19 protein-coding genes are annotated in these 18,213 nt (G+C 37.4%); 9 read left to right on the top strand and 10 right to left on the bottom strand.

The window, feature by feature from the left end:
- The 3 genes from ACIQ0D_RS06025 to ACIQ0D_RS06035 all read right to left on the bottom strand — a co-directional run.
- On the bottom strand, positions 1-326 hold a 326-nt coding region (locus ACIQ0D_RS06025; protein WP_395803740.1), incomplete at its 3' end, for a DUF4251 domain-containing protein.
- Between the two features lie 594 nt (positions 327-920).
- Positions 921-1,370, bottom strand: a complete 450-nt coding sequence (locus ACIQ0D_RS06030; protein ID WP_395803742.1) for a KTSC domain-containing protein — start codon at positions 1,368-1,370, stop codon at positions 921-923.
- 129 nt (positions 1,371-1,499) lie between these two features.
- Entirely contained in the window at positions 1,500-1,766 is a 267-nt protein-coding gene (locus ACIQ0D_RS06035; RefSeq protein ID WP_395803744.1) for a zf-TFIIB domain-containing protein, read from the bottom strand.
- 359 nt (positions 1,767-2,125) lie between these two features.
- Here ACIQ0D_RS06035 and ACIQ0D_RS06040 point away from each other — a divergent pair, with 359 nt between their 5' ends.
- Both ACIQ0D_RS06040 and ACIQ0D_RS06045 read left to right on the top strand, forming a co-directional pair.
- On the top strand, positions 2,126-2,371 hold the full coding sequence (locus tag ACIQ0D_RS06040; protein ID WP_395803746.1) for a type II toxin-antitoxin system ParD family antitoxin: 246 nt from the start codon (positions 2,126-2,128) through the stop codon (positions 2,369-2,371).
- The gene (locus ACIQ0D_RS06045; protein WP_395803748.1) at positions 2,368-2,676 is read left to right on the top strand and encodes a type II toxin-antitoxin system RelE/ParE family toxin; all 309 of its coding nucleotides are present in this window, start codon (positions 2,368-2,370) and stop codon (positions 2,674-2,676) included. Before ACIQ0D_RS06040 ends, ACIQ0D_RS06045 begins: the two co-directional genes overlap by 4 nt.
- A 192-nt stretch (positions 2,677-2,868) precedes the next feature.
- Here the strand turns inward: ACIQ0D_RS06045 and ACIQ0D_RS06050 are convergent, their stop codons facing one another.
- The 3 genes from ACIQ0D_RS06050 to ACIQ0D_RS06060 all read right to left on the bottom strand — a co-directional run bounded on the left by ACIQ0D_RS06050 (position 2,869) and on the right by ACIQ0D_RS06060 (position 6,692).
- The gene (locus ACIQ0D_RS06050; RefSeq protein WP_395803750.1) at positions 2,869-5,007 is read right to left on the bottom strand and encodes a molybdopterin cofactor-binding domain-containing protein; all 2,139 of its coding nucleotides are present in this window, start codon (positions 5,005-5,007) and stop codon (positions 2,869-2,871) included.
- 5 nt (positions 5,008-5,012) lie between these two features.
- A complete protein-coding gene (locus ACIQ0D_RS06055) occupies positions 5,013-5,465 on the bottom strand; it encodes a (2Fe-2S)-binding protein (protein ID WP_395803776.1) in 453 nt (150 codons plus the stop codon).
- Between the two features lie 141 nt (positions 5,466-5,606).
- Complete coding sequence (locus tag ACIQ0D_RS06060; RefSeq protein WP_395803752.1) at positions 5,607-6,692, bottom strand: exo-alpha-sialidase; 1,086 nt, start codon at positions 6,690-6,692, stop codon at positions 5,607-5,609.
- Positions 6,693-6,886: 194 nt separating this feature from the next.
- On the opposite strand from ACIQ0D_RS06060, the gene ACIQ0D_RS06065 reads away from it, so the two are divergent.
- From ACIQ0D_RS06065 to ACIQ0D_RS06085, 5 genes are all read left to right on the top strand, one after another.
- Positions 6,887-8,173 carry an amidohydrolase/deacetylase family metallohydrolase gene (locus tag ACIQ0D_RS06065; RefSeq protein WP_395803754.1) on the top strand — a complete coding sequence of 429 codons (1,287 nt, stop codon included), beginning with the start codon at positions 6,887-6,889 and terminating at the stop codon, positions 8,171-8,173.
- Positions 8,174-8,187: 14 nt separating this feature from the next.
- Entirely contained in the window at positions 8,188-9,417 is a 1,230-nt protein-coding gene (locus tag ACIQ0D_RS06070) for an amidohydrolase/deacetylase family metallohydrolase (RefSeq protein ID WP_395803756.1), read from the top strand.
- 26 nt (positions 9,418-9,443) lie between these two features.
- Positions 9,444-9,779 (top strand): DUF6150 family protein, encoded by a 336-nt coding sequence (locus ACIQ0D_RS06075; protein WP_395803758.1) that lies wholly within the window; start codon positions 9,444-9,446, stop codon positions 9,777-9,779.
- A 117-nt stretch (positions 9,780-9,896) separates the two neighbouring features.
- A complete protein-coding gene (locus tag ACIQ0D_RS06080) occupies positions 9,897-10,238 on the top strand; it encodes a zinc ribbon domain-containing protein YjdM (protein ID WP_395803760.1) in 342 nt (113 codons plus the stop codon).
- Positions 10,239-10,456: 218 nt separating this feature from the next.
- Positions 10,457-12,115 (top strand): PLP-dependent transferase, encoded by a 1,659-nt coding sequence (locus ACIQ0D_RS06085; protein WP_395803762.1) that lies wholly within the window; start codon positions 10,457-10,459, stop codon positions 12,113-12,115.
- Between the two features lie 70 nt (positions 12,116-12,185).
- On the opposite strand, the gene ACIQ0D_RS06090 is transcribed toward ACIQ0D_RS06085, so the two are convergent.
- Genes ACIQ0D_RS06090 through ACIQ0D_RS06100 form a run of 3 tightly spaced genes read right to left on the bottom strand, consistent with a single transcriptional unit; the run spans position 12,186 to position 16,366 of the window.
- Positions 12,186-13,898, bottom strand: a complete 1,713-nt coding sequence (locus ACIQ0D_RS06090; protein WP_395803764.1) for an FAD-dependent oxidoreductase — start codon at positions 13,896-13,898, stop codon at positions 12,186-12,188.
- Positions 13,895-15,142 carry a sugar MFS transporter gene (locus tag ACIQ0D_RS06095; RefSeq protein WP_395803766.1) on the bottom strand — a complete coding sequence of 416 codons (1,248 nt, stop codon included), beginning with the start codon at positions 15,140-15,142 and terminating at the stop codon, positions 13,895-13,897. Before ACIQ0D_RS06095 ends, ACIQ0D_RS06090 begins: the two co-directional genes overlap by 4 nt.
- Before the next feature lie 45 nt (positions 15,143-15,187).
- Complete coding sequence (locus ACIQ0D_RS06100) at positions 15,188-16,366, bottom strand: AGE family epimerase/isomerase (protein ID WP_395803768.1); 1,179 nt, start codon at positions 16,364-16,366, stop codon at positions 15,188-15,190.
- A gap of 268 nt (positions 16,367-16,634) precedes the next feature.
- Between ACIQ0D_RS06100 and ACIQ0D_RS06105 the strand changes: the two genes are divergently transcribed.
- Together ACIQ0D_RS06105 and ACIQ0D_RS06110 are read left to right on the top strand one after the other, a co-directional pair.
- Positions 16,635-16,829, top strand: coding sequence for a hypothetical protein (locus ACIQ0D_RS06105; protein ID WP_395803770.1), 195 nt, complete (start codon positions 16,635-16,637; stop codon positions 16,827-16,829).
- Between the two features lie 50 nt (positions 16,830-16,879).
- Positions 16,880-17,440, top strand: a complete 561-nt coding sequence (locus tag ACIQ0D_RS06110; protein WP_395803772.1) for a hypothetical protein — start codon at positions 16,880-16,882, stop codon at positions 17,438-17,440.
- 23 nt (positions 17,441-17,463) lie between these two features.
- Here ACIQ0D_RS06110 and ACIQ0D_RS06115 read toward each other — a convergent pair.
- On the bottom strand, positions 17,464-18,213 hold a 750-nt coding region (locus tag ACIQ0D_RS06115; protein ID WP_395803774.1), incomplete at its 5' end, for a BamA/TamA family outer membrane protein.

Consider the following 18,213-nt stretch of genomic DNA (forward strand, 5'->3'; position numbering starts at 1 on the left):
TTCATTGAATAATCAAAGTCGGTAGAAGTAAAACTCAAAGGACTTTCAGTTGTTCCCATTGGTGCTCTAAAAGCAACACCAAAATAGGGCAAATGACTATCTAATGAATCTTTGTTGATTTTCAAAAAATATATGGATGTAAGTCTTATAACCGAGCCAGAAAGTGGCGTTGCCGACTCAGCAAGGAAAACATAATCTTTACTTTCAATCAGGCGCTTTACTTCTGCTTTCATTTTTTCCTGACGCGTTTGTGCTTGAATAGAATGGGATAAAATCACAAAAAGCATTAGAAGACAAGTACTGATGGAATAAATTTTAATTTTCATAGTCCTTTATTTTAGAAATACAAGCAAAAATCATGCTATAAATAGAGAAAGATTGGCTGGTACGGTGACAACACCGACCAGAGGGAAGCGTCAAAAGACAAGTAGTGTTGGAATAAATTTTAATTTCATAGTTCTTTTTTTAGAAATTTAAGTAAAAACCATGCTATAAATAATCAGCTGCAAAGATGGCAACACCGCCCAGAGGGTTATGATTATTAATCCTCCCCCTAACCACTCCAGAGGGGGATATGCAAAGCTAAATCTAATCTCTACTAAAAACTAAACGTAATGTTTAGTAGAGAATTATACGACTAGTATCCCCGGCTCCGTAGGAGTCCTTTGGACAAGCGGGGGAATAAAAAGGGGTGGTTACCGTCATAAAGAACAAGAGGACGACTGCAATTAGAACAGCGACCAAAAAGGAGTACGGGTTCGAGAATCTCAGCCACCTATTTATAGATGTCGCCAGCCTGAAAACTGACAACTGTCAACTGAAATGATAAATATTACAGGCTTCGAGAACCTCAGCCACCTATTTATAGATGTCGCCAAACTGAAAACTGATAACTGATAACTGACAACTGTCAACTCATCCTATGCCGATGCAACCAATTTACTAGTACTTCTATACACATAATTAGCGTAAATATGTCTTCTAGCGAATCGAGCTGGCGAATCAGCATTGATTAGTTTAACATAAATCGCTTTAGGAACATCAAAATATTCGTAAATCGAACCATCTACAAAATAAACTGTTAAAATTTGATTTTTGAACTCAAAATCGGCTAATCCTGAAGTGGTAGTAGTAAGTTTATAATCCTCTATTGTGAGTTGGCGAGTTTCGGCAGCAATGCTAACCAAGAAATGATAAGCTTCAATAATCAGCTTACTTTTTTCTTCAGCCTCCATTTTACTTTCTTCAGATTCGGTAAATTTATCGGGATGCCAATTCTTCATCAAAGTACGGTAAACCGACTTTAAATCAGCCAATTCCACATTTTTATCAACGCCTAAAATCTTTCTGTAATCAACTATTTTTCTCATGCTTCTTTTTATAATCTAGGGAAGATTTTACTCAAAAAAGCAGACCTTCAGGAAAATAATGGCGCAAAGATACGGTTTTTAAAGGTCAAAAGCGAATTAAAGCTATGAGATTGAGTTCTTAATTAGGGTTTAAAAATCAAAAATATCGTCTAAAAACGACTTCTTTTTCTTGTGGGGATGCCCTTTATGATAGTCGCTATGCTGCTCTTTATAGTCATATTTTTTATAATCCGACTCATAATTACTACGATTCGATAAATGTTCGGCAGAACGCTCAAGTATTTTTTCAAGCTCGCCTCGATCTAACCAAATTCCGCGGCAATCTGGACAATAATCTATTTCTACTCCTTTTTTATCCGCAATTAATAAGGTAGTCTGACAGGTTGGACATTTCATAATACAATTTTTAATTTCTGTTAAATTAACAAAGATTTAAGCAGCAAAAAAGCGTTTAAAGATAAATTGACAATTTGATGTGAATGCAAAAAAACAAACAAAAAAGCCAATAGAAATTATCTATCGGCCATAAAAATCGTTTTTAAGAAAAGGCAATAATTAGAAAGATTGCAATACAAAGATGACAAGCTAGAGTGAAAATAGGAATATTTTTGAGAAGAGGAGTATGAAGAGCCCTGACATTTAATAATCAGAGGAGATGGCTGCGCCTAACTAGGACAGTCGTGAGGAAAGTCGTAAAGGATTAAAAATTTTGAAATTATACCAATAATTGGTATTTTTATATAAAATATATCATCATGAGTAAAAACACATCGATTACTTTAGGCAATTATTTTGACCAATTTATTCAAAACATTTTAAAAGAAGGTCGTTATAAAAACACAAGTGAAGTATTACGTGCAGGTTTACGATTATTAGAAGAGGAGGAACAAAAAATTATTGCCTTGCGACATTCCATTCAAGAGGGAGTTAACAGTGGTTTTGCTGAGGATTTTAATCCAGAAGACCATTTAAAGAAATTAAATGCTGAGCGAGTGAAATGACAAAGATTAAATTCACTAAAATTGCTGTAAAGGATTTATCTGACATTTGGAATTATACGGCTGATAATTGGTCAGAACGTCAAGCAAATATTTATTATCAATTAATTATCAAGGCATGTTCTGCAATAGCTAAGAAACCACAAATTGGTAAAGATTATAATGAAATATTCCCCGAATTAAAAGGTAAAAAATCATCAAAGCATATCATATTTTATCGAATAATAGATGATCATTCAATTGAAATTACGAGGATCCTGCATGAACAAATGGATTTAAAGAATAAATTAGATATTGATTTTTTTTAAACGCCATGCACCTGTCATCACGAACTTAGAGAGGGAACTTTTTTTTGGGAAAAACAAAATTGTGCTAAGAATTACAAAGGTCCCTCACCTGCGGAAGAGCAGGTTTCGGGATAACAAGGTAGTGAATACAAAAAAGCCCAAACAAAAAAGCCGATAGAAAAATCCACCGGCTTTAAAAATTGTTTTTCAAGACTATGAAATGGTTTTAAATAAATCTTCCTCAATAAATGGTTGATTTCTTAAACGCTTGCCTGTCGCCTTAAAAATAGCATTGGCCACTGCTCCACCCGTTGGCGGAAGCGCGGGTTCACCTAAACCTGTAGGATCAATGCCATTATCAACGAAATGGGTCTCAATTTCAGGAACTTCCTTCATCCGGATTAAACGGTAGCTATTATAGTTATTTTGATCAGCAGCGCCATCTCTAAAGCTTAATTTACTGTACATGGCATGGCCTAAACCATCTACAATTCCGCCCATCACTTGATGAGTCGCACCATTAAGACTCACAACCTGACCGCAATCAGATACCGCATAAATCTTTTTAACTTGTGGCAGACCGGCTTTCATCACCACTTCGGCCACTTGAGCAACATAAGATGCATGTGAGAAATACACCGAAAACCCTTGAGATACATCCTTTTTCTTACCCCAACCCGATTTTTCAGCAGCCATTTTAATCACCGCTTCCATCCGATCAATATCATAACGAATAGCTCCAGCAGGTGAATTCTTCGCTTTAGCTAATAAATCTAACCGAAACTGTACCGGATCTTTTCCTGCTGCTACAGCCACCTCATCTAAAAATGCTTGTTCTGCAAAGGCAAGGAAATTAGTTATTGGTGCACGCCATGCACCCGTTGTAATTGGCGATTTATGTTCTACCGAATCAATCAATAAGTGATCAACTGCTCCAGAAGGGAAATTATTCTCACGTGTTGGATTACCTGAATTTATTCCCACACCTCTTAATTTATATCCTGTCAAGTTACCTGAAGCATCCAATGCAGCCTCAAAACGATAACGCACCGCCGGACGGTAAGTCCCAGCCGTCATATCATCCTCTTTAGTCCAAATTAATTTAACAGGCGACTTAATAATGCTCGATAACTCAGCAGCTTCAAGCGCAAAATCATTGTATAACCTCCTACCAAAACCACCTCCTAAACGAGTAAGTTGAACGGTAATTTTATCCTCAGCAATATTTAAAAGCTGTGCCACTTGAGTACGTGCCCTTCCAGGAGTTTGTGTAGGCCCTACCAATTCAACACCATCGGGACGAACATGAGCGAAGAAGTTCATGGGTTCCATCGGACTATGAGAAATAAAAGGACATTGATATTCGCCTTTTATCACTTTAGTAGCATTTTTAAAGGCCGAATCAACATCACCCTCTTTTCGTCGGACGGTAGCTTGCCCATTGTCCATGAGATTCAAGAATAATTGATCATGATCTTCGGTGCTTTCTAATGCAAACTCCTTCTCATACTCAATTTTAAGCATTTTTCGTGCTTTAAGTACCTGCCAAGTCGATTTACCAACAACAGCCACGTTATTTTTGAAAGCAACAACATCAATAATTCCTAGCATTGATTTCGCAAATGAACCATCAAAAGATTTAAGCTTCATTCCAAATTGAACAGGGCGCTGAATCATGGCATAAACCATTCCCTCACGGTAAAAATCTAGTCCGAATAAAGGCTTACCCGTTACAATTTTATGATTCTCAACATTTTTAAGCGAAGTACCAATCAATTTAAAATCCTTACGATCTTTTAGCTTCACCGAACTTGGTACTGGAACCTTTGAAGCAGCCTCAGCAAGATCTCCAAAAGCTAATTTTTTACCGCTTGCGCGATGAATAACGAAACTTTCAGAAGCGAAACATTCTGAAGCAGGAACTCCCCATTTCTTTGCTGCTGCTTCAATTAACATGAATTTTGCCGTTGCACCAGCATTTCTCAATAATTTCCATGAATGAGGTACTGCCCCACTACCACCGGTTAATTGGCGGTCGAATTTATTATCCAAATTAGCTTGAACAACCTTCACTTTTTTCCAATCCGCTTCAAGCTCTTCAGCTACAACCATTGGGAATGAAGTGATAATATTTTGACCTAATTCAGGATTTGGCGAAAGAATGGTGATGGTGCCATCTGTTGCAATAGATAAATAACTATTGAAATTTATATCTCCAGGAGCAACACTCGTAAATACGGTAGCAGCATTCGCATCTGAACTAAACCAATTAAATCCTAATACGAGTCCGCCGCCAGTAATAGCGCTCATTTTCAAAAAATCGCGCCTGCTGTTGTTTGTTGTACTTTTCATGGGAATTAAAGTTTAGTACTTGCCAATTTAACTGCCTCACGAATACGGTGGTAGGCACCACAGCGACAGAGATTGCCGTTCATGGTCGCTTCAATCTCATCCATACTTGGATTCGGGTTCTGCTTCAACATCGCTGCTGCGGTCATTATCTGACCTGCCTGGCAATAGCCGCATTGAGCCACATCAATTTCATCCCATGCCTTTTGTAATGGGTGATCACCCTTTTCGGATAAACCCTCAATAGTGATTACCTGAGAATTTCCAACTGCCGCTATCGGGTAAACACATGAACGAGTTGCTGCTCCATTCACATGAACCGTGCAAGCGCCACATTGTGCTATTCCACAACTGTATTTGGTACCAACCAAGCCTAAATGATCACGCAAAACCCATAATAAAGGGGTATCTGCCTCAACATCAGCTTGGAGTGTTTTTCCGTTAACCTGAAGTTTATAGATGGCCATATTTTTTATTTTTTGATTTTAAAAATATTCTGAATTTCACAACAAGATCTGTTTTAAAGCAAAATTGTGTGAATTATTAAAAATACATCAAAAAATATCAATTCCAATAATTTTAACAATCTTGATACAATTTTATTATTTCATGAGCCATTTCAAAGAAAAACGAGCAAATACATTCTCTTTATAATCTTCTTTCTCAAAAAAGACCCCTATTTGGCCATTTTCTAATACTTCAATATCCGAATAAGCAGCTGAACCCGAATAAATCACCTTGCCTTTCGACCAAGTTTTGCCCTCATCCTTACTATATTTTACCGTTAAATTAGCACGTTCCTTTTGGGAATCTAAATTTGAAAACAATAATAAATTGCCATATTTATTTGATTTATAGCGAATTATAGCACCATTACAGCTTGGATCCACTAAGGTAGTTTCGTTCTTGCTCGTCCAGGTTTTACCCTCATCTGATGATGTATGAACAACCCGCATGCCATTTTTGTTTACTCTGGAGTTCACCATCCAGCGACCGTCACTTAATTCGATAACCTTCGATTCATCGGCAGGTTTTACAGGAGTTTCTTTAAAGAACCAAGTTTTACCATGATCATCAGAACCAAAAATAAAAACCCCATATTTTAGATTTACCAAGGTATGGAGGAGTTTACCAGAAGCCGTTTGAGTACCCTTTCCTGAGGTTACAAACTTGAAATCCTTTTTCCATTCAGGCTTACTGATTTGGGAGGTTATATCTTCAGGTTTGGACCAAGTTTCACCATTATCGCTACTTTTTACCACATGAATATAATAAACATCCTTCTCTTTTTTCAAGTCCATGAAATTATAAAACATAAAAATTTCGCCCGTCACATCATCTCTGATTAAAGAAGGATCGGATGCCGACTGCCCCATTGGGAAATCAATAATTTTGCGGATGGACGACCAATTAGCCCCATTATCAGAACTTTTACGGATAACAATATTCACATCCTCATTCATGCGTAAATCGCCACAAGATAGATTGCGCTCATCAATAGCAGCAATCAAATCACCGTTTGGAGCCTTTATTAAAGCAGGAATACGATAGCAAAAAACAGTGCTATTCATGGAGGTATTAAACAAATCCTGAGAGGAAATAATACCATCTGCCAGGCCTTTTACCTGACTTTTAACAGATGTAATGCTGCCGACAAGGATAAAAGCGGCAAAGAGAGTTTTTTTCAAGGAAATCATATGCATTTATTTTTTGTTGAATTTATGATTTATGTATTAAAAAAAGAAAAATATGTATGACATAATACAATAATTGATTGTAATTAATTTGTTATAATTTTAATAAAGGCGTTTATGAGATTTTTAGTATATTCAAACTATAAACATTTATTAAGCCTAAATTTATAAAAATATAGAATAATAAAATGACACAAAAACACGTCCTACTCCAAGCTATTTTAGGAATCTGCTTAAGCATATCCAGCCCCACCCTCCAAGCCCAAGAAATCGATCTCCTCCTCAAAGGCGGACATGTTATCGATGCTAAAAACAAAATTAACTCCAAAATGGATGTTGCTATTAAAGACGGTAAAATATATCGTGTAGCAGCAGATATACCCGCAAATAGTGCTAAAAAAATGGTTAATGTTAGCGGCTTGTATGTTAGTCCGGGGCTAATTGACATCCACGGACACGTATTCCATGGTACAGAGGCCGATAATTACCTAAGTAATGGTTTAGACGCTGTACCACCTGATGGTTTTACGTTCAGATCGGGTGTCACCACTATTGTAGATGCTGGCGGACCAGGATGGCGGAATATTGATGTATTCCGAAAAAATATTGTGAATCCTGCCAAGACACGAGTTTTGGCTTTTATGAATATTGTGGGACAAGGAATGCGTGGCATTGAGGCTTATGAGCAAGATGAAGCGGATATGGATCCTAAACTAACTGCTGCCATCGCTAAAAAGCATAAAGATATTGTGGTTGGGATAAAATTGGCGCATTATATTGGGCATGATTGGGAACCCACAGATAAGGCGGTTGAAGCGGGTCGTTTGGCAAGCATTCCCCTTATGGTTGATTTTGGAAAGGCCCTCCCTCCTCTTCCGCTATCAGACCTTTTATTAAAGCATCTTCGCCCTGGTGATATTTTAACCCATGCCTACCGTTACGATCAAGAATATGACAAAGACGGAAATATGCTGGAGCATAAACAAGCAATTGTGGATGTAAAAACCGAAAAAGTAAAAGATTTTGTATGGGATGCTCGCAAAAGAGGTGTAATCTTTGACGTTGGTCATGGTGGTGGAAGCTTCAACTGGAGTCAAGCGATACCTGCCATGAAGCAAGGATTCGTTCCAGATGTATTGAGCTCAGATTTACATACAGGAAGCATGAATGCTGGTTTTAAAGACATGGCCAATTTAGCATCCAAATTTTTAAGTTTAGGGATGCCCTTGGCGGATGTGATTGCCGCATCGACATGGAATCCCGCAAAGGTAATTCAGCGGACCGAGCTAGGTAATTTGAGTGTAGGTGCTGAAGCAGATATTGCTGTTTTCAATTTAAGAGATGGCGATTTTGGCTATACCGATGCTAGCGGAATGGCCATCAGAGGCAAGCAAAAATTAGAAGCTGAACTGACCATCCGTAAAGGCAAAGTAGTGTGGGATTTAAATGCTTTAAGTGCGCCAATTATCAAATAGTAATGCTCAAAATAATGGCTAAAACTACATTAATTATAATCTGCTTAAATTTATTTTCTCATTTATTAAGTGCGCAAACTATTGATCTCTTATTAAAAGGTGGTCATATTATTGATGCAAAAAACAACATCAATAAAAAAATGGATCTTGCCATTAGCAATGGAAAAATTTTAAAAATAGATGCCAATATTCCTGAATCAGATGCAAAAAAGGTATTGGACATCAGTGGAATGTATGTTAGTCCTGGTTTTATTGATATCCACACCCACGTATTTACTGGCCCGAATGCAGGCTTTGGCCATGGATCATCTAGTGTAAAAGCTGATGATTTTACATTTCGTGCAGGCGTAACAACAGTTGTTGATGCAGGTACATCAGGCCATAAAAATTTCTCTGTTTTTAAGGAGGAGGTTATTGATCGATCAAAAACAAGAATTCTTTCCTTTTTAAATATTTTTGGCACGGGAATGCAGGGAACTGCTGCTGAACAAGAAGATTTGAATGTTTTAAACATAGAAAAAGCATTTGAGATCAATGAAAAATACCCAGACATCATTGCAGGAATTAAAATCGGGCATTATTCAGGTTCAGATTGGAAACCTTTTGATGATGCTGCCGCATTAGCACAAAAAATCAAAAAACCGCTATTGGTGGAATGCCACATCACTGCTTTTTCTCTTGAGGATCAGCTGAAACACATGAATTCGGGTGATATTCTATGCCATGCCTTCGAAAACGTTGAGGAGCGTATGCCATTAGTTGATGAAAATAAAAAAATCAGACCATTTGTTTGGGATGCTCGTAAGCGTGGAGTCTTATTTGATGTAAGTCATGGAGGTGTAGGATTTTGGTTTAACCAGGCAATACCGGCATTAAAACAGGGCTTTGGTCCCGACACTTTTGGTACCGACATGCATCATAACAGCGTAAATTCTGGTATGAAAGATATGCTGAATTTGATGTCAAAATACTTGAATATGGGAATGAAAGTAGAAGATGTTCTCGAAAAAGGGAGCTGGTCGGCGGCTAAAGCCATAAAACGTCCAGACTTAGGTAATCTGAGTCCCGGTTCAGTAGCAGATATTGCCATCATTAAGGTGATCGATGGGAAATTTGGTTTCCTTGATGCAGGTGGTTTCAAGCTGGAAGGCGATAAAAAGTTTCAAGCAGAAATGACTATCCGTGCTGGTAAAATTGTGTGGGATCTCAATGGAATGGCTGGGGTGCCTTGGGAGAAACCATAAATTTCCTACTCAAAAGAAATCATAATATGAAAAAAATAATCTTGTTAACTGTATTGTTCTTACACTTCGGACTTGCCAAAGCACAAAAAGTATATTCTGTAGATTATGAAAATCAAGCCGATGTAAAGGTTTTTGTGGTTAAATATGAAAACCAAGCCGACTTAAAAGTTTACAAAGTAAAATACGAAAATCAGGCACAAGGGAACGATGGAAAATGGTTCTTCACAAAGTATGAAAACCAGGCTAAGAAGAAAATTTTCTTTGTCAAATATGAAAATCAGGCCGATTTAAAAATATTTTTTGTGGAATATGAAAATCAGGCGGGTTGGCGTAGCTCTTCCAAAAAACACCTGCTTTATTAATGATTTTTTCATTTTAAGTCGTAAAAACTTGATTAATTCATGAAAATTGATTGTATTAAGGATTGACAATGGCTTTAATCAAGGCTTTTTTATCTTTGTCGCATTAAATAAAATAAAATGAGTGAGATCCAAGCCTGCCCGAAATGCAAATCTGAATTTACGTACCAGGATCAAGACCTGATGATTTGCTCACAATGCTTTCATGAATGGGATCCCAAAGAGGAAAGTATTGAACTTGAATCCGGTCTAAAAGTTTTAGATTCTAATGGAAATGAGCTGGTAGATGGCGACTCGGTGATTGTAATTAAAGATCTTCCTGTAAAAGGCGCACCAAAACCAATAAAAGCAGGTACAAAGGTTAAAAATATTCATTTAAGCGAGGGTGATCATAATATTTCATGCAAAATTGATGGATTTGGCTCTATGGCTTTAAAATCAGAATTTGTAAGGAAAGCTTAAGATCCTCCTTAAACTTTAGCGTTAAAAAACTTCATTTCCTATATTATCTGTAACAATAGCACAGATGATATAGGATTTTTTATTGTTTTAGAATTCGCATTTAAAATGAATTTACTAAATTTAGGTTCATTCAATTAGATAATTTATTAAATTAGATTATTGTAAATCATTATTTAAAAATCGTATTCAACAATATAATTACCTTAACACAAAATACAATGAAACGTAGAGACGTTATTAAGGGACTGACGCTAGTCCCAATTGCCGGAGGACTTGTTGGTAGTACTCAGGCAGCAATGGCTAGTACGGCAGCTTCAAGTTTACTAGGAACAGAAGGTGCTGCAGCAAGCACTGCTTTTCGAGGACCAGAGGTTTACCGTGCCCTTGGTGTGGAGCCCGTAATCAACTGTCGTGGAACATTCACCATTATTGGAGCATCTACTTTAGTCCCAGAAGCTAAAGAAGCCATGTACAATGCGCAATCAAACTATGTCCAACTGGATGAGTTGGCCATGGGTGTTGGAAAACGTTTGGCTGAGCTATCTGGTGCCGAATGGGGTGTTGTTTCTTGTGGTTGTGCTGGTGGAATTAAAATTAGCACGATGGCTGCCGTTACAGGTGGTAACCCAGAAAAATTGGTACGTATTCCAGATCTTACAGGATTTGAAAAAACAGAGGTTATTATCCCTCGTCACTCACGCAATACTTATGATCATGCTGTACGTAATGTGGGTGTAAAAGTTATTACTGTAGAAACACAGGAGGAATTTGAAGCGGCTATGAACTCTCGTACAGCGATGGTTTACATGATGCCTACAGAACCTGGAGACACAGGACCACTTTCTGTTCAAGCTATTTCAAAAGCTGCAAAAGCTAAGGGCATTCCAGTATTTGTAGATGCTGCAGCAGAAGCGCTAACTTTAAACCCGAATGTTCACTTAGCTGATGGTGCAACAATAGTTGCTTATAGCGGTGGAAAAGCAATACGTGGTCCGCAAAGCGCTGGTTTACTTCTCGGAGATAAAAAATTCTTAATGGCTACATGGCAAGCAAGTTCTCCTCATCATGGTGCTGGCCGCGATAATAAAGTTGGAAAAGAAGAACAAATAGGCATGGTAGCTGCTGTTGAAGCATGGCTTAAACGGAATCATGCTCAAGAAGAAATTACTTGGACAGGCTATTTAGAGACTATTGCAAAACGTGTTTCGTCAATAGCAGGAATCAGTACTAATATAGTTCAACCTATTGGACTAGATAATCGTACTCCTAATCTCATAATAACTTGGGACCCAGCCAAATTTAACGCTACAGGCCAGGATATTGCCACTTACCTTTCCACTACTAGTCCGAGGATTGCCCTAAGCGCTGGTAACGGCGGTAAAGGAGCGGCGGCAAATACTACTTATATCAGTATTGCAGCATTTATGATGCAACCTGGTGATGATAAAATTGTTGCGGATCGTATTTTTGGAGCTTTATCAATGAAGCGTCCAGCTGTTCCAGAGATGAAGGCTCCAGCAGCAAATCTTGTTGGACGTTGGGACGTTACCGTTGAATACTTTACTGAGACAAGTAAGCATAGCTTCTCTATTGAGCAACAGGATTCAAACTGGCTTAAAGGTTCTCATAAGAGTACATTTACAACAAATGAGTTGGAAGGCACAATTGATGATAATGAGGTGAAATTTAAAAGTGCATCTAGAATGTTAGCTGATAATGTTCCCTTTACTTTTTCAGGCACCCTTTCTGGCGATACGATGTCGGGAATGATTCACCATGGAGAGTACTTAACTTCTAAATTTACAGCTAAGAGATATATCCAACCGAGCACACGACAAAAAATTGTGGTTCCTGTTGGACCGCCACTTTCAAGTTAATAATATTGAGAATACAAAAAAGCCCCGTTTTTAAAAAAAACGGGGCTTTTTTGTAATTAAGACGATTAAATTATTTCCATTTCAATTCTATACCCTGTTTCACAATAAAATCTTGGAATTCTGCTAATAAATTTTTCCCTTCACGCACTTGATGTGGAATTACATTCTTTTTAAGTGAATAGCTTACTAATAAACCAACTGCTTCACCGATACTCCATTCTACGGGGTGTAAACGGTAGCAACCATTGGTAATATGTGTTGTACCTATATTTTTATTGGCTGGGATTAAGTTTTCCATTCGTATAGGCAATAATGAACCTAGCGGAATTTGAAAAGGTAAAGATGAAAAATCGATGTAATTATTTCCTCGGCTACTTGGGTGTAAATCAATGTGATAATAACCAATTCCTACGCTATCATAGAAATCGGCGGCAACTTTACCTGCTTCAGCCCCAGCAACCTGTATTCGATTATCTTGCCCTACATGCTCTTCTAAAATGGTAAATTGAGCTTTTATGCGCCTAGATTCTCTGATATAAGGATACTTAGCCAAACCATCCTCTGTACCCATTACATCCTTTCGTAAACGAAGTCCTGCCCAACCCTGTTTCCCATCCGGACGAGGAGCCTCTGTTTGAAGCCAATGAAATAGCGATAAACTCAATTGCTTACCTCTATTTACATGATGATTGAACTCTTTTTGAGATACGCCAACCAAATTGCCTAGCGTATAATCATTCTGAGGCCAGTTTACAGTAGAAATATCGCCTTTGAATGCTCCTGGAGTAAAATTATCCTTGGCAAGAATGCGGCGATAAATCCAAAGGTTTAGGTATGGATCTGTTGAAATACCTTCTGGATGAAATCCTAGCGGTTTTTTCTCAAGAGTTTTAGGATTCGAATAACTGAGGTCGAGTAATTTCCCAGGCCATGCGGGGGTCATTTTCGGGACTAAATTTCGCCAAAAGTCATATTCCGCAGGTTTTTCACCGATATTATTTGTTCCAGGCACATAATCCATCGCAAAACATACCGTAAATGCTTGCTGGTTATCCGGATCAGCCTTCAGTGGAGCATGAAGCTCACGAGTTTCATTTCTTGATTCAGTACCCATCACAAATTCGGTTCCTGTCATAGGCAAAAGTTCTCCCGTTTCCGTCGCATCCACAAAATAAGGCGCTGTTAAAATATAGTTACGGCCAGTCCTTAAACTTTGCGCTTTCAATGCCTTCACTTTATTGCCAGCATACTCAGCAGAAGTAATTTTATGCTCAATTAAGAGCGTTAATTTACCTGAGCTAATGTATGGAGCAAGCATTTCCTGCAAAACAGCTAGCGAAACTCTAGGTTCATGACAAAGCGCAGAAACCATGGCATTTCCAGGATTAAGTCGCTCTTTAGCCCTTGAAGCCTCAGTTACAGGATAATGACTTTTATAATAGTTCCTAACAGCATTACGGTAATCGCGATAGGATTTTGGCGCACCATGCGTTTCAATCCATGCATGCTCATCAGGGGGAACACCTTGAGAGGTTAACTGACCACCAATCCAATCGGTTTCTTCGGTCATGATAACATCCAAGCCATTGCGTAAAGCCGACAAGGCAGCAGAACATCCACCAACACCACCACCAGCAATAACAACTTGCGCATGTAGCTCAGAGGCCTTCAGATCAGCAGAAAAAGGAGTCGCGAATGTTTGACTCGGAATTGCCGATAATGCTCCTGACGCTATGCCTGTGGCTCCTAGACCTGTTAGACTGATAAAACTTCTTCTTTTCATAAATTTTCAGCTTTTGGCTTATAGCCGTTCATCCCAAAAAAAACAATGTATAAATAACATAGAACCGGAATCATAAATGCAATGGCCCATGTAGAATGATCTTTTAAATAACCCTGTGAAAAGGAAACAATTGCTCCCCCAGCAATGGCGGTAGATAAAATCCCTGATGCCTTGGTGGTGTATTTTCCTAATCCTACCACTGATAGTGAGAAAATAATAGCGAACATCACCGAATTGAAAACACCAACACCAATCATTGACCAAACGGCTAGGGCTCCGTTGCTACTTACCGAAAGAATGACTAATAAAATGGCTCCAATAGCACAAAAAGTAAGAACTTGAGATGCCTTTAATGTTTTTAATAAAAAAGACCCGATTAATCGACCCACAAGCATTCCACCCCAATAGTAGGAAACGTAAGAATTTGCATTTTCTACTCCAACACTTAAAGTATCTGCAATGTAATTGGTCAGAAAAGTACCGATTGATACTTCGGCGCCCACATAGGCAAAAATGGCCCATGAACCATAATTTAAATTACGAAAGGAGAATAGACTTCTTCTTTCTTCGGGACTTGCGACTGCACTTTCGGAACCCGTACTGATTTTGGGTAATTTTAAATTATAAACTACCAAAGCAATACAGATTAACAAAGCTGCAATACCCAAATAAGGATATTTAACGGCATCGCTAGAAGCTCCCGACTCCTTTAAACGAGAAAGTATGTAATGGGCTCCAAAAATAGGCGCTACGGTAGTCCCAATTGAACCTACAGCCTGAATTAGCGTTAATCTTGAAGAAGCAGTTTCAGCAGGCCCAAGGGCTGTGATATAAGGATTTGATGCCACTTGTAAGACAACAATACCTATGGCTAGGACAAATAAGGCAGCTAGAAACAGATAATAAAGATGCATATCTGCAGCAGGGTAAAATAAAAGTGCACCAATTGCTGCAATTGCAAAACCGAGTACCATACCATTTTTGTAACCTATTTTTTCAACAATCATTCCGGCAGGGAAAGACATTAAACCATAGGTCAGGAAAAAATAGAATTGTACCAAGGATGAATCGGCATAGCTTAAAGTAAAGCCCTCCTTGAAGAAAGGAACTAAAGTATCATTGAGGCAGGTAATAAAGCCGTTCATGAAATATAAAACCGCAAGAGAAATTAATGCGGGCATATAGTTTTGATTCCCAGAACCCTCAACAGTAACTGCCGAATTTTGAGATGAAATAATTGCCATATTGTTTAAATTAATTTTATTTCTTTATATAATATTGAAATACAATTACTTACTGTATTTTTCTTCAATTTTCTCTAAAGTTTTCCAACACTGATATAATCCGCGAGGAACATGAAAGCAACCTTTCCATTTACCACCTTTGAGCGGAAGAAGCACTTCACCCCTACGATTTAAATAACCATACCATTCACCTTTTTCGGCATCTGGGAAATGAGCCCAGGTATATTTATGAACCTTTTCAAACCAGTCCCAGCAGCGCTGATCACCAGTATGATAAAATCCTTTTAACAAGCTAATTAGCGTTTCAACATGTACCCACCATAATTTCTGATCCCATTCTAATTGCTGTGGTGGATGCCCCTTCACATCCATAAAGTACAGAATACCTTCAAATTCTTTATCCCAACCATATTCCAAAATATTGATGGTGGTATCAACGGCTTTCTTAATCAAAGCTTGATCATTTCTACGTTCGGCGATATCCATAATAAACCACATAGATTCTAGTCCGTGGCCAGGATTTACAAGGCGTCCATCAAAAGTATCAGAGAATGATCCATCAGGCTTAACATTTTCGAGAATTATCCCAAGATCCTCTTGATAAAAAACTTCCATAACGGAGTGGATACCATCATCGATAGTTTTTTCAATCAAATCTCGATCCAGAAGATGTTCTAATTCTAGAACAAGGTTACAAAGAATCATGGGTAAAGAAAATCCCTGCAAGGGCCTAGTCCCGGGATATGCTTTAGTATATTTTCCTTTCGGATCGTCCCTCTTACGAAGAATATTATTAAAAGTATCTATAGCAAGTTTAGCATATTCTTCGGTGCCTGTGGCTTTGTAAAGCTGAGCGAAGGCCATTGCTGCAAAACAATCTGAGAAAATATTGTAAGGCTGAATTAAAGGTTGACCATCGCGTGTGAGTGAAAAATAAAAATTACCCTCGCTATCTTTTCCATGTTTTTTCATGAACTCAGCGCCTTGAATTGCGAAATCTAGCCATTCTTTTTTTCGCTCAACTTGATTGTAAAGCATGCTAAAGCACCAAACTTGCCTAAATTGTAACCAAGCAAATTTATCTGTATCAAAAACCTTTCCTTCACGGTCAAGGCAGGTAAAAAAGCCTCCAAATTCCTTATCACCTGAATTTTTCAACCAAAAAGGAATTACATCTTTTAAAAGGTTGTCTTGATACTTGTCTGCGTATTGTTTGTAGTTCATTTTTATTATAGAATCTTTTAAATCTAATTTTGATCTTATTTTCCTCTAATTAATAGAAAAATAACAAGAAAAGCCAATTGTTTCAACAAAAACAAAGTCTAAAAAAAGAGGAGTGGCTTTATAAATCACCAAACAAGCTTATCTTTGCCAATAATTTAAAGTTTTAAGAAATTCAATTATCTATCCAAATTTTCTTGAGTTTTAGACCTTATAGATTCTAATCAATCATTGCTTAAGGAATTAACACGCTAATGTATTAGAATTTAAAATGATAGATTTACGAACGGAAGTTAATATATTTCAACCAGTTAAAGCCTTCATATTAAATGGTTTACAAGAAATTGAGTATGGCGAATTATTTGCGAACCAACATTGTGCATTAAGTGGCGAAATGTTTTACAATACACTTTTAGCGCCAATCAATTTAAGTGTTAATCATTATGAAGATAGCCAAAAGCGATAGGGTGCAATGTTTTATGTGGGATTTTTAATTTACAATAAACGATCATTTGAATGAAAAATTTAAAGCTAATTCTCATTACTATAGTGCTCTTTGTAGCAGGCAAACAACTACATGCTCAAGAAGAATTTATTCAAGGCCAAGATGTTGCTATCAATAATTTCATGATTAAGGAGAACCTTCTTAAAAACAATAAAATTGCCATTATTGCTACAGATTCATTAGATAGGCCAATCGAAAGCCTAAGTGGGACATTTCAATTTAGCATTAATGGTTTTGGACAAGAGCTCCAATTTAATAATGGCGTAGCAGTGCTGTCACAAGCTATAAATAAGTCGACATTTATTTATTTAAGGCATGAGAACCAATCAGGAACACATGGCAAATTATATTATGTTTATCAAAAAGGCGATAGCATTAATCCAATAAAAATAAGCTGGTGGATTTTAGTGATTATTCCACTGATATTGATTTTATTAGCTGCACTTTTCAGGAAATTTATTGTGGTGGCAGTTATTATATTAATTGGACTATTTTATTATAATTCGAGTCAGGGACTTAAATTACCAACCTTTTTTGATACGATTTTTGATGGTTTAAGAAATATGATTTAGCCAAAAACGAAATTAGGTTTATTTTAAAATGGCATGCCTATACCAAAATTATACTGTACAAAACGATAAACATCTGGACGGTTAGTGGATGCAAAATCGGCTTTAAATTCTTTTTTATTAAATAGGTGTTTTATAACATATTGGTCGGAGCCATTAAATTGAGGATCCTTTACTTTAATTCCAGCATCGAGTCTAAATACAAAGTAGTTATAATCAAATCGTAAACCTGCACCGATTCCAATTGCCAATTGGCCTAGAAACTTGTTAAATTTAAATTCACCTTCAGGATTTTCAATAAAATCTGAGCTTCTCCAAATATTACCAAAATCAGCAAAAGCTGCGCCCTTAACTTTAGCATTTAAAATATTTTCTGCCACTTTAAATCGGTATTCGAGATTACCTTCTAATTTTATTTCACCAAGCTGATCTAAATTTCTGAGATTACTCCTCAATGTATCAGCTGTACCCGATGTCCCGAAAACCGCTCTATTGTACTTACCGGGGCCTAATGTTCTAGCTTGCCATGCCCTTAGTCCGCTTGATCCACCAGCAAAGAAATTCTTTTCAAAAGTTAAACGAACACTGTTACCATAAGGAATACCTATACCAGGATTAATTCTGGCCACCAACTGTTTTTCACCACCCAGAGAGCGGTAATATCTTAAATCAAATTCCGTTTTAACGTATTGTTGATAAGGAATACCAAAAACCTCCTTGAATCCCTCAATATCCTCATTGAATTTTAGAACTGAATTTAATAATGCTAATGAATT

Source organism: Daejeonella sp. (genome assembly GCF_044342615.1).
GTDB lineage: Bacteria > Bacteroidota > Bacteroidia > Sphingobacteriales > Sphingobacteriaceae > Daejeonella.

Excerpts from the sequence above, each read along its gene's own strand:
- ACIQ0D_RS06070 (WP_395803756.1), top strand. The coding sequence starts at position 8,188 with ATGGCTAAAACTACATTAATTATAATCTGCTTAAATTTATTTTCTCAT.
- ACIQ0D_RS06035 (WP_395803744.1), bottom strand. The coding sequence starts at position 1,766 with ATGAAATGTCCAACCTGTCAGACTACCTTATTAATTGCGGATAAAAAA.
- ACIQ0D_RS06105 (WP_395803770.1), top strand. The coding sequence starts at position 16,635 with ATGATAGATTTACGAACGGAAGTTAATATATTTCAACCAGTTAAAGCC.
- ACIQ0D_RS06085 (WP_395803762.1), top strand. The coding sequence starts at position 10,457 with ATGAAACGTAGAGACGTTATTAAGGGACTGACGCTAGTCCCAATTGCC.
- ACIQ0D_RS06065 (WP_395803754.1), top strand. The coding sequence starts at position 6,887 with ATGACACAAAAACACGTCCTACTCCAAGCTATTTTAGGAATCTGCTTA.
- ACIQ0D_RS06090 (WP_395803764.1), bottom strand. The coding sequence starts at position 13,898 with ATGAAAAGAAGAAGTTTTATCAGTCTAACAGGTCTAGGAGCCACAGGC.
- ACIQ0D_RS06110 (WP_395803772.1), top strand. The coding sequence starts at position 16,880 with ATGAAAAATTTAAAGCTAATTCTCATTACTATAGTGCTCTTTGTAGCA.
- ACIQ0D_RS06080 (WP_395803760.1), top strand. The coding sequence starts at position 9,897 with ATGAGTGAGATCCAAGCCTGCCCGAAATGCAAATCTGAATTTACGTAC.
- ACIQ0D_RS06100 (WP_395803768.1), bottom strand. The coding sequence starts at position 16,366 with ATGAACTACAAACAATACGCAGACAAGTATCAAGACAACCTTTTAAAA.
- ACIQ0D_RS06040 (WP_395803746.1), top strand. The coding sequence starts at position 2,126 with ATGAGTAAAAACACATCGATTACTTTAGGCAATTATTTTGACCAATTT.
- ACIQ0D_RS06095 (WP_395803766.1), bottom strand. The coding sequence starts at position 15,142 with ATGGCAATTATTTCATCTCAAAATTCGGCAGTTACTGTTGAGGGTTCT.
- ACIQ0D_RS06045 (WP_395803748.1), top strand. The coding sequence starts at position 2,368 with ATGACAAAGATTAAATTCACTAAAATTGCTGTAAAGGATTTATCTGAC.
- ACIQ0D_RS06030 (WP_395803742.1), bottom strand. The coding sequence starts at position 1,370 with ATGAGAAAAATAGTTGATTACAGAAAGATTTTAGGCGTTGATAAAAAT.
- ACIQ0D_RS06050 (WP_395803750.1), bottom strand. The coding sequence starts at position 5,007 with ATGAAAAGTACAACAAACAACAGCAGGCGCGATTTTTTGAAAATGAGC.
- ACIQ0D_RS06075 (WP_395803758.1), top strand. The coding sequence starts at position 9,444 with ATGAAAAAAATAATCTTGTTAACTGTATTGTTCTTACACTTCGGACTT.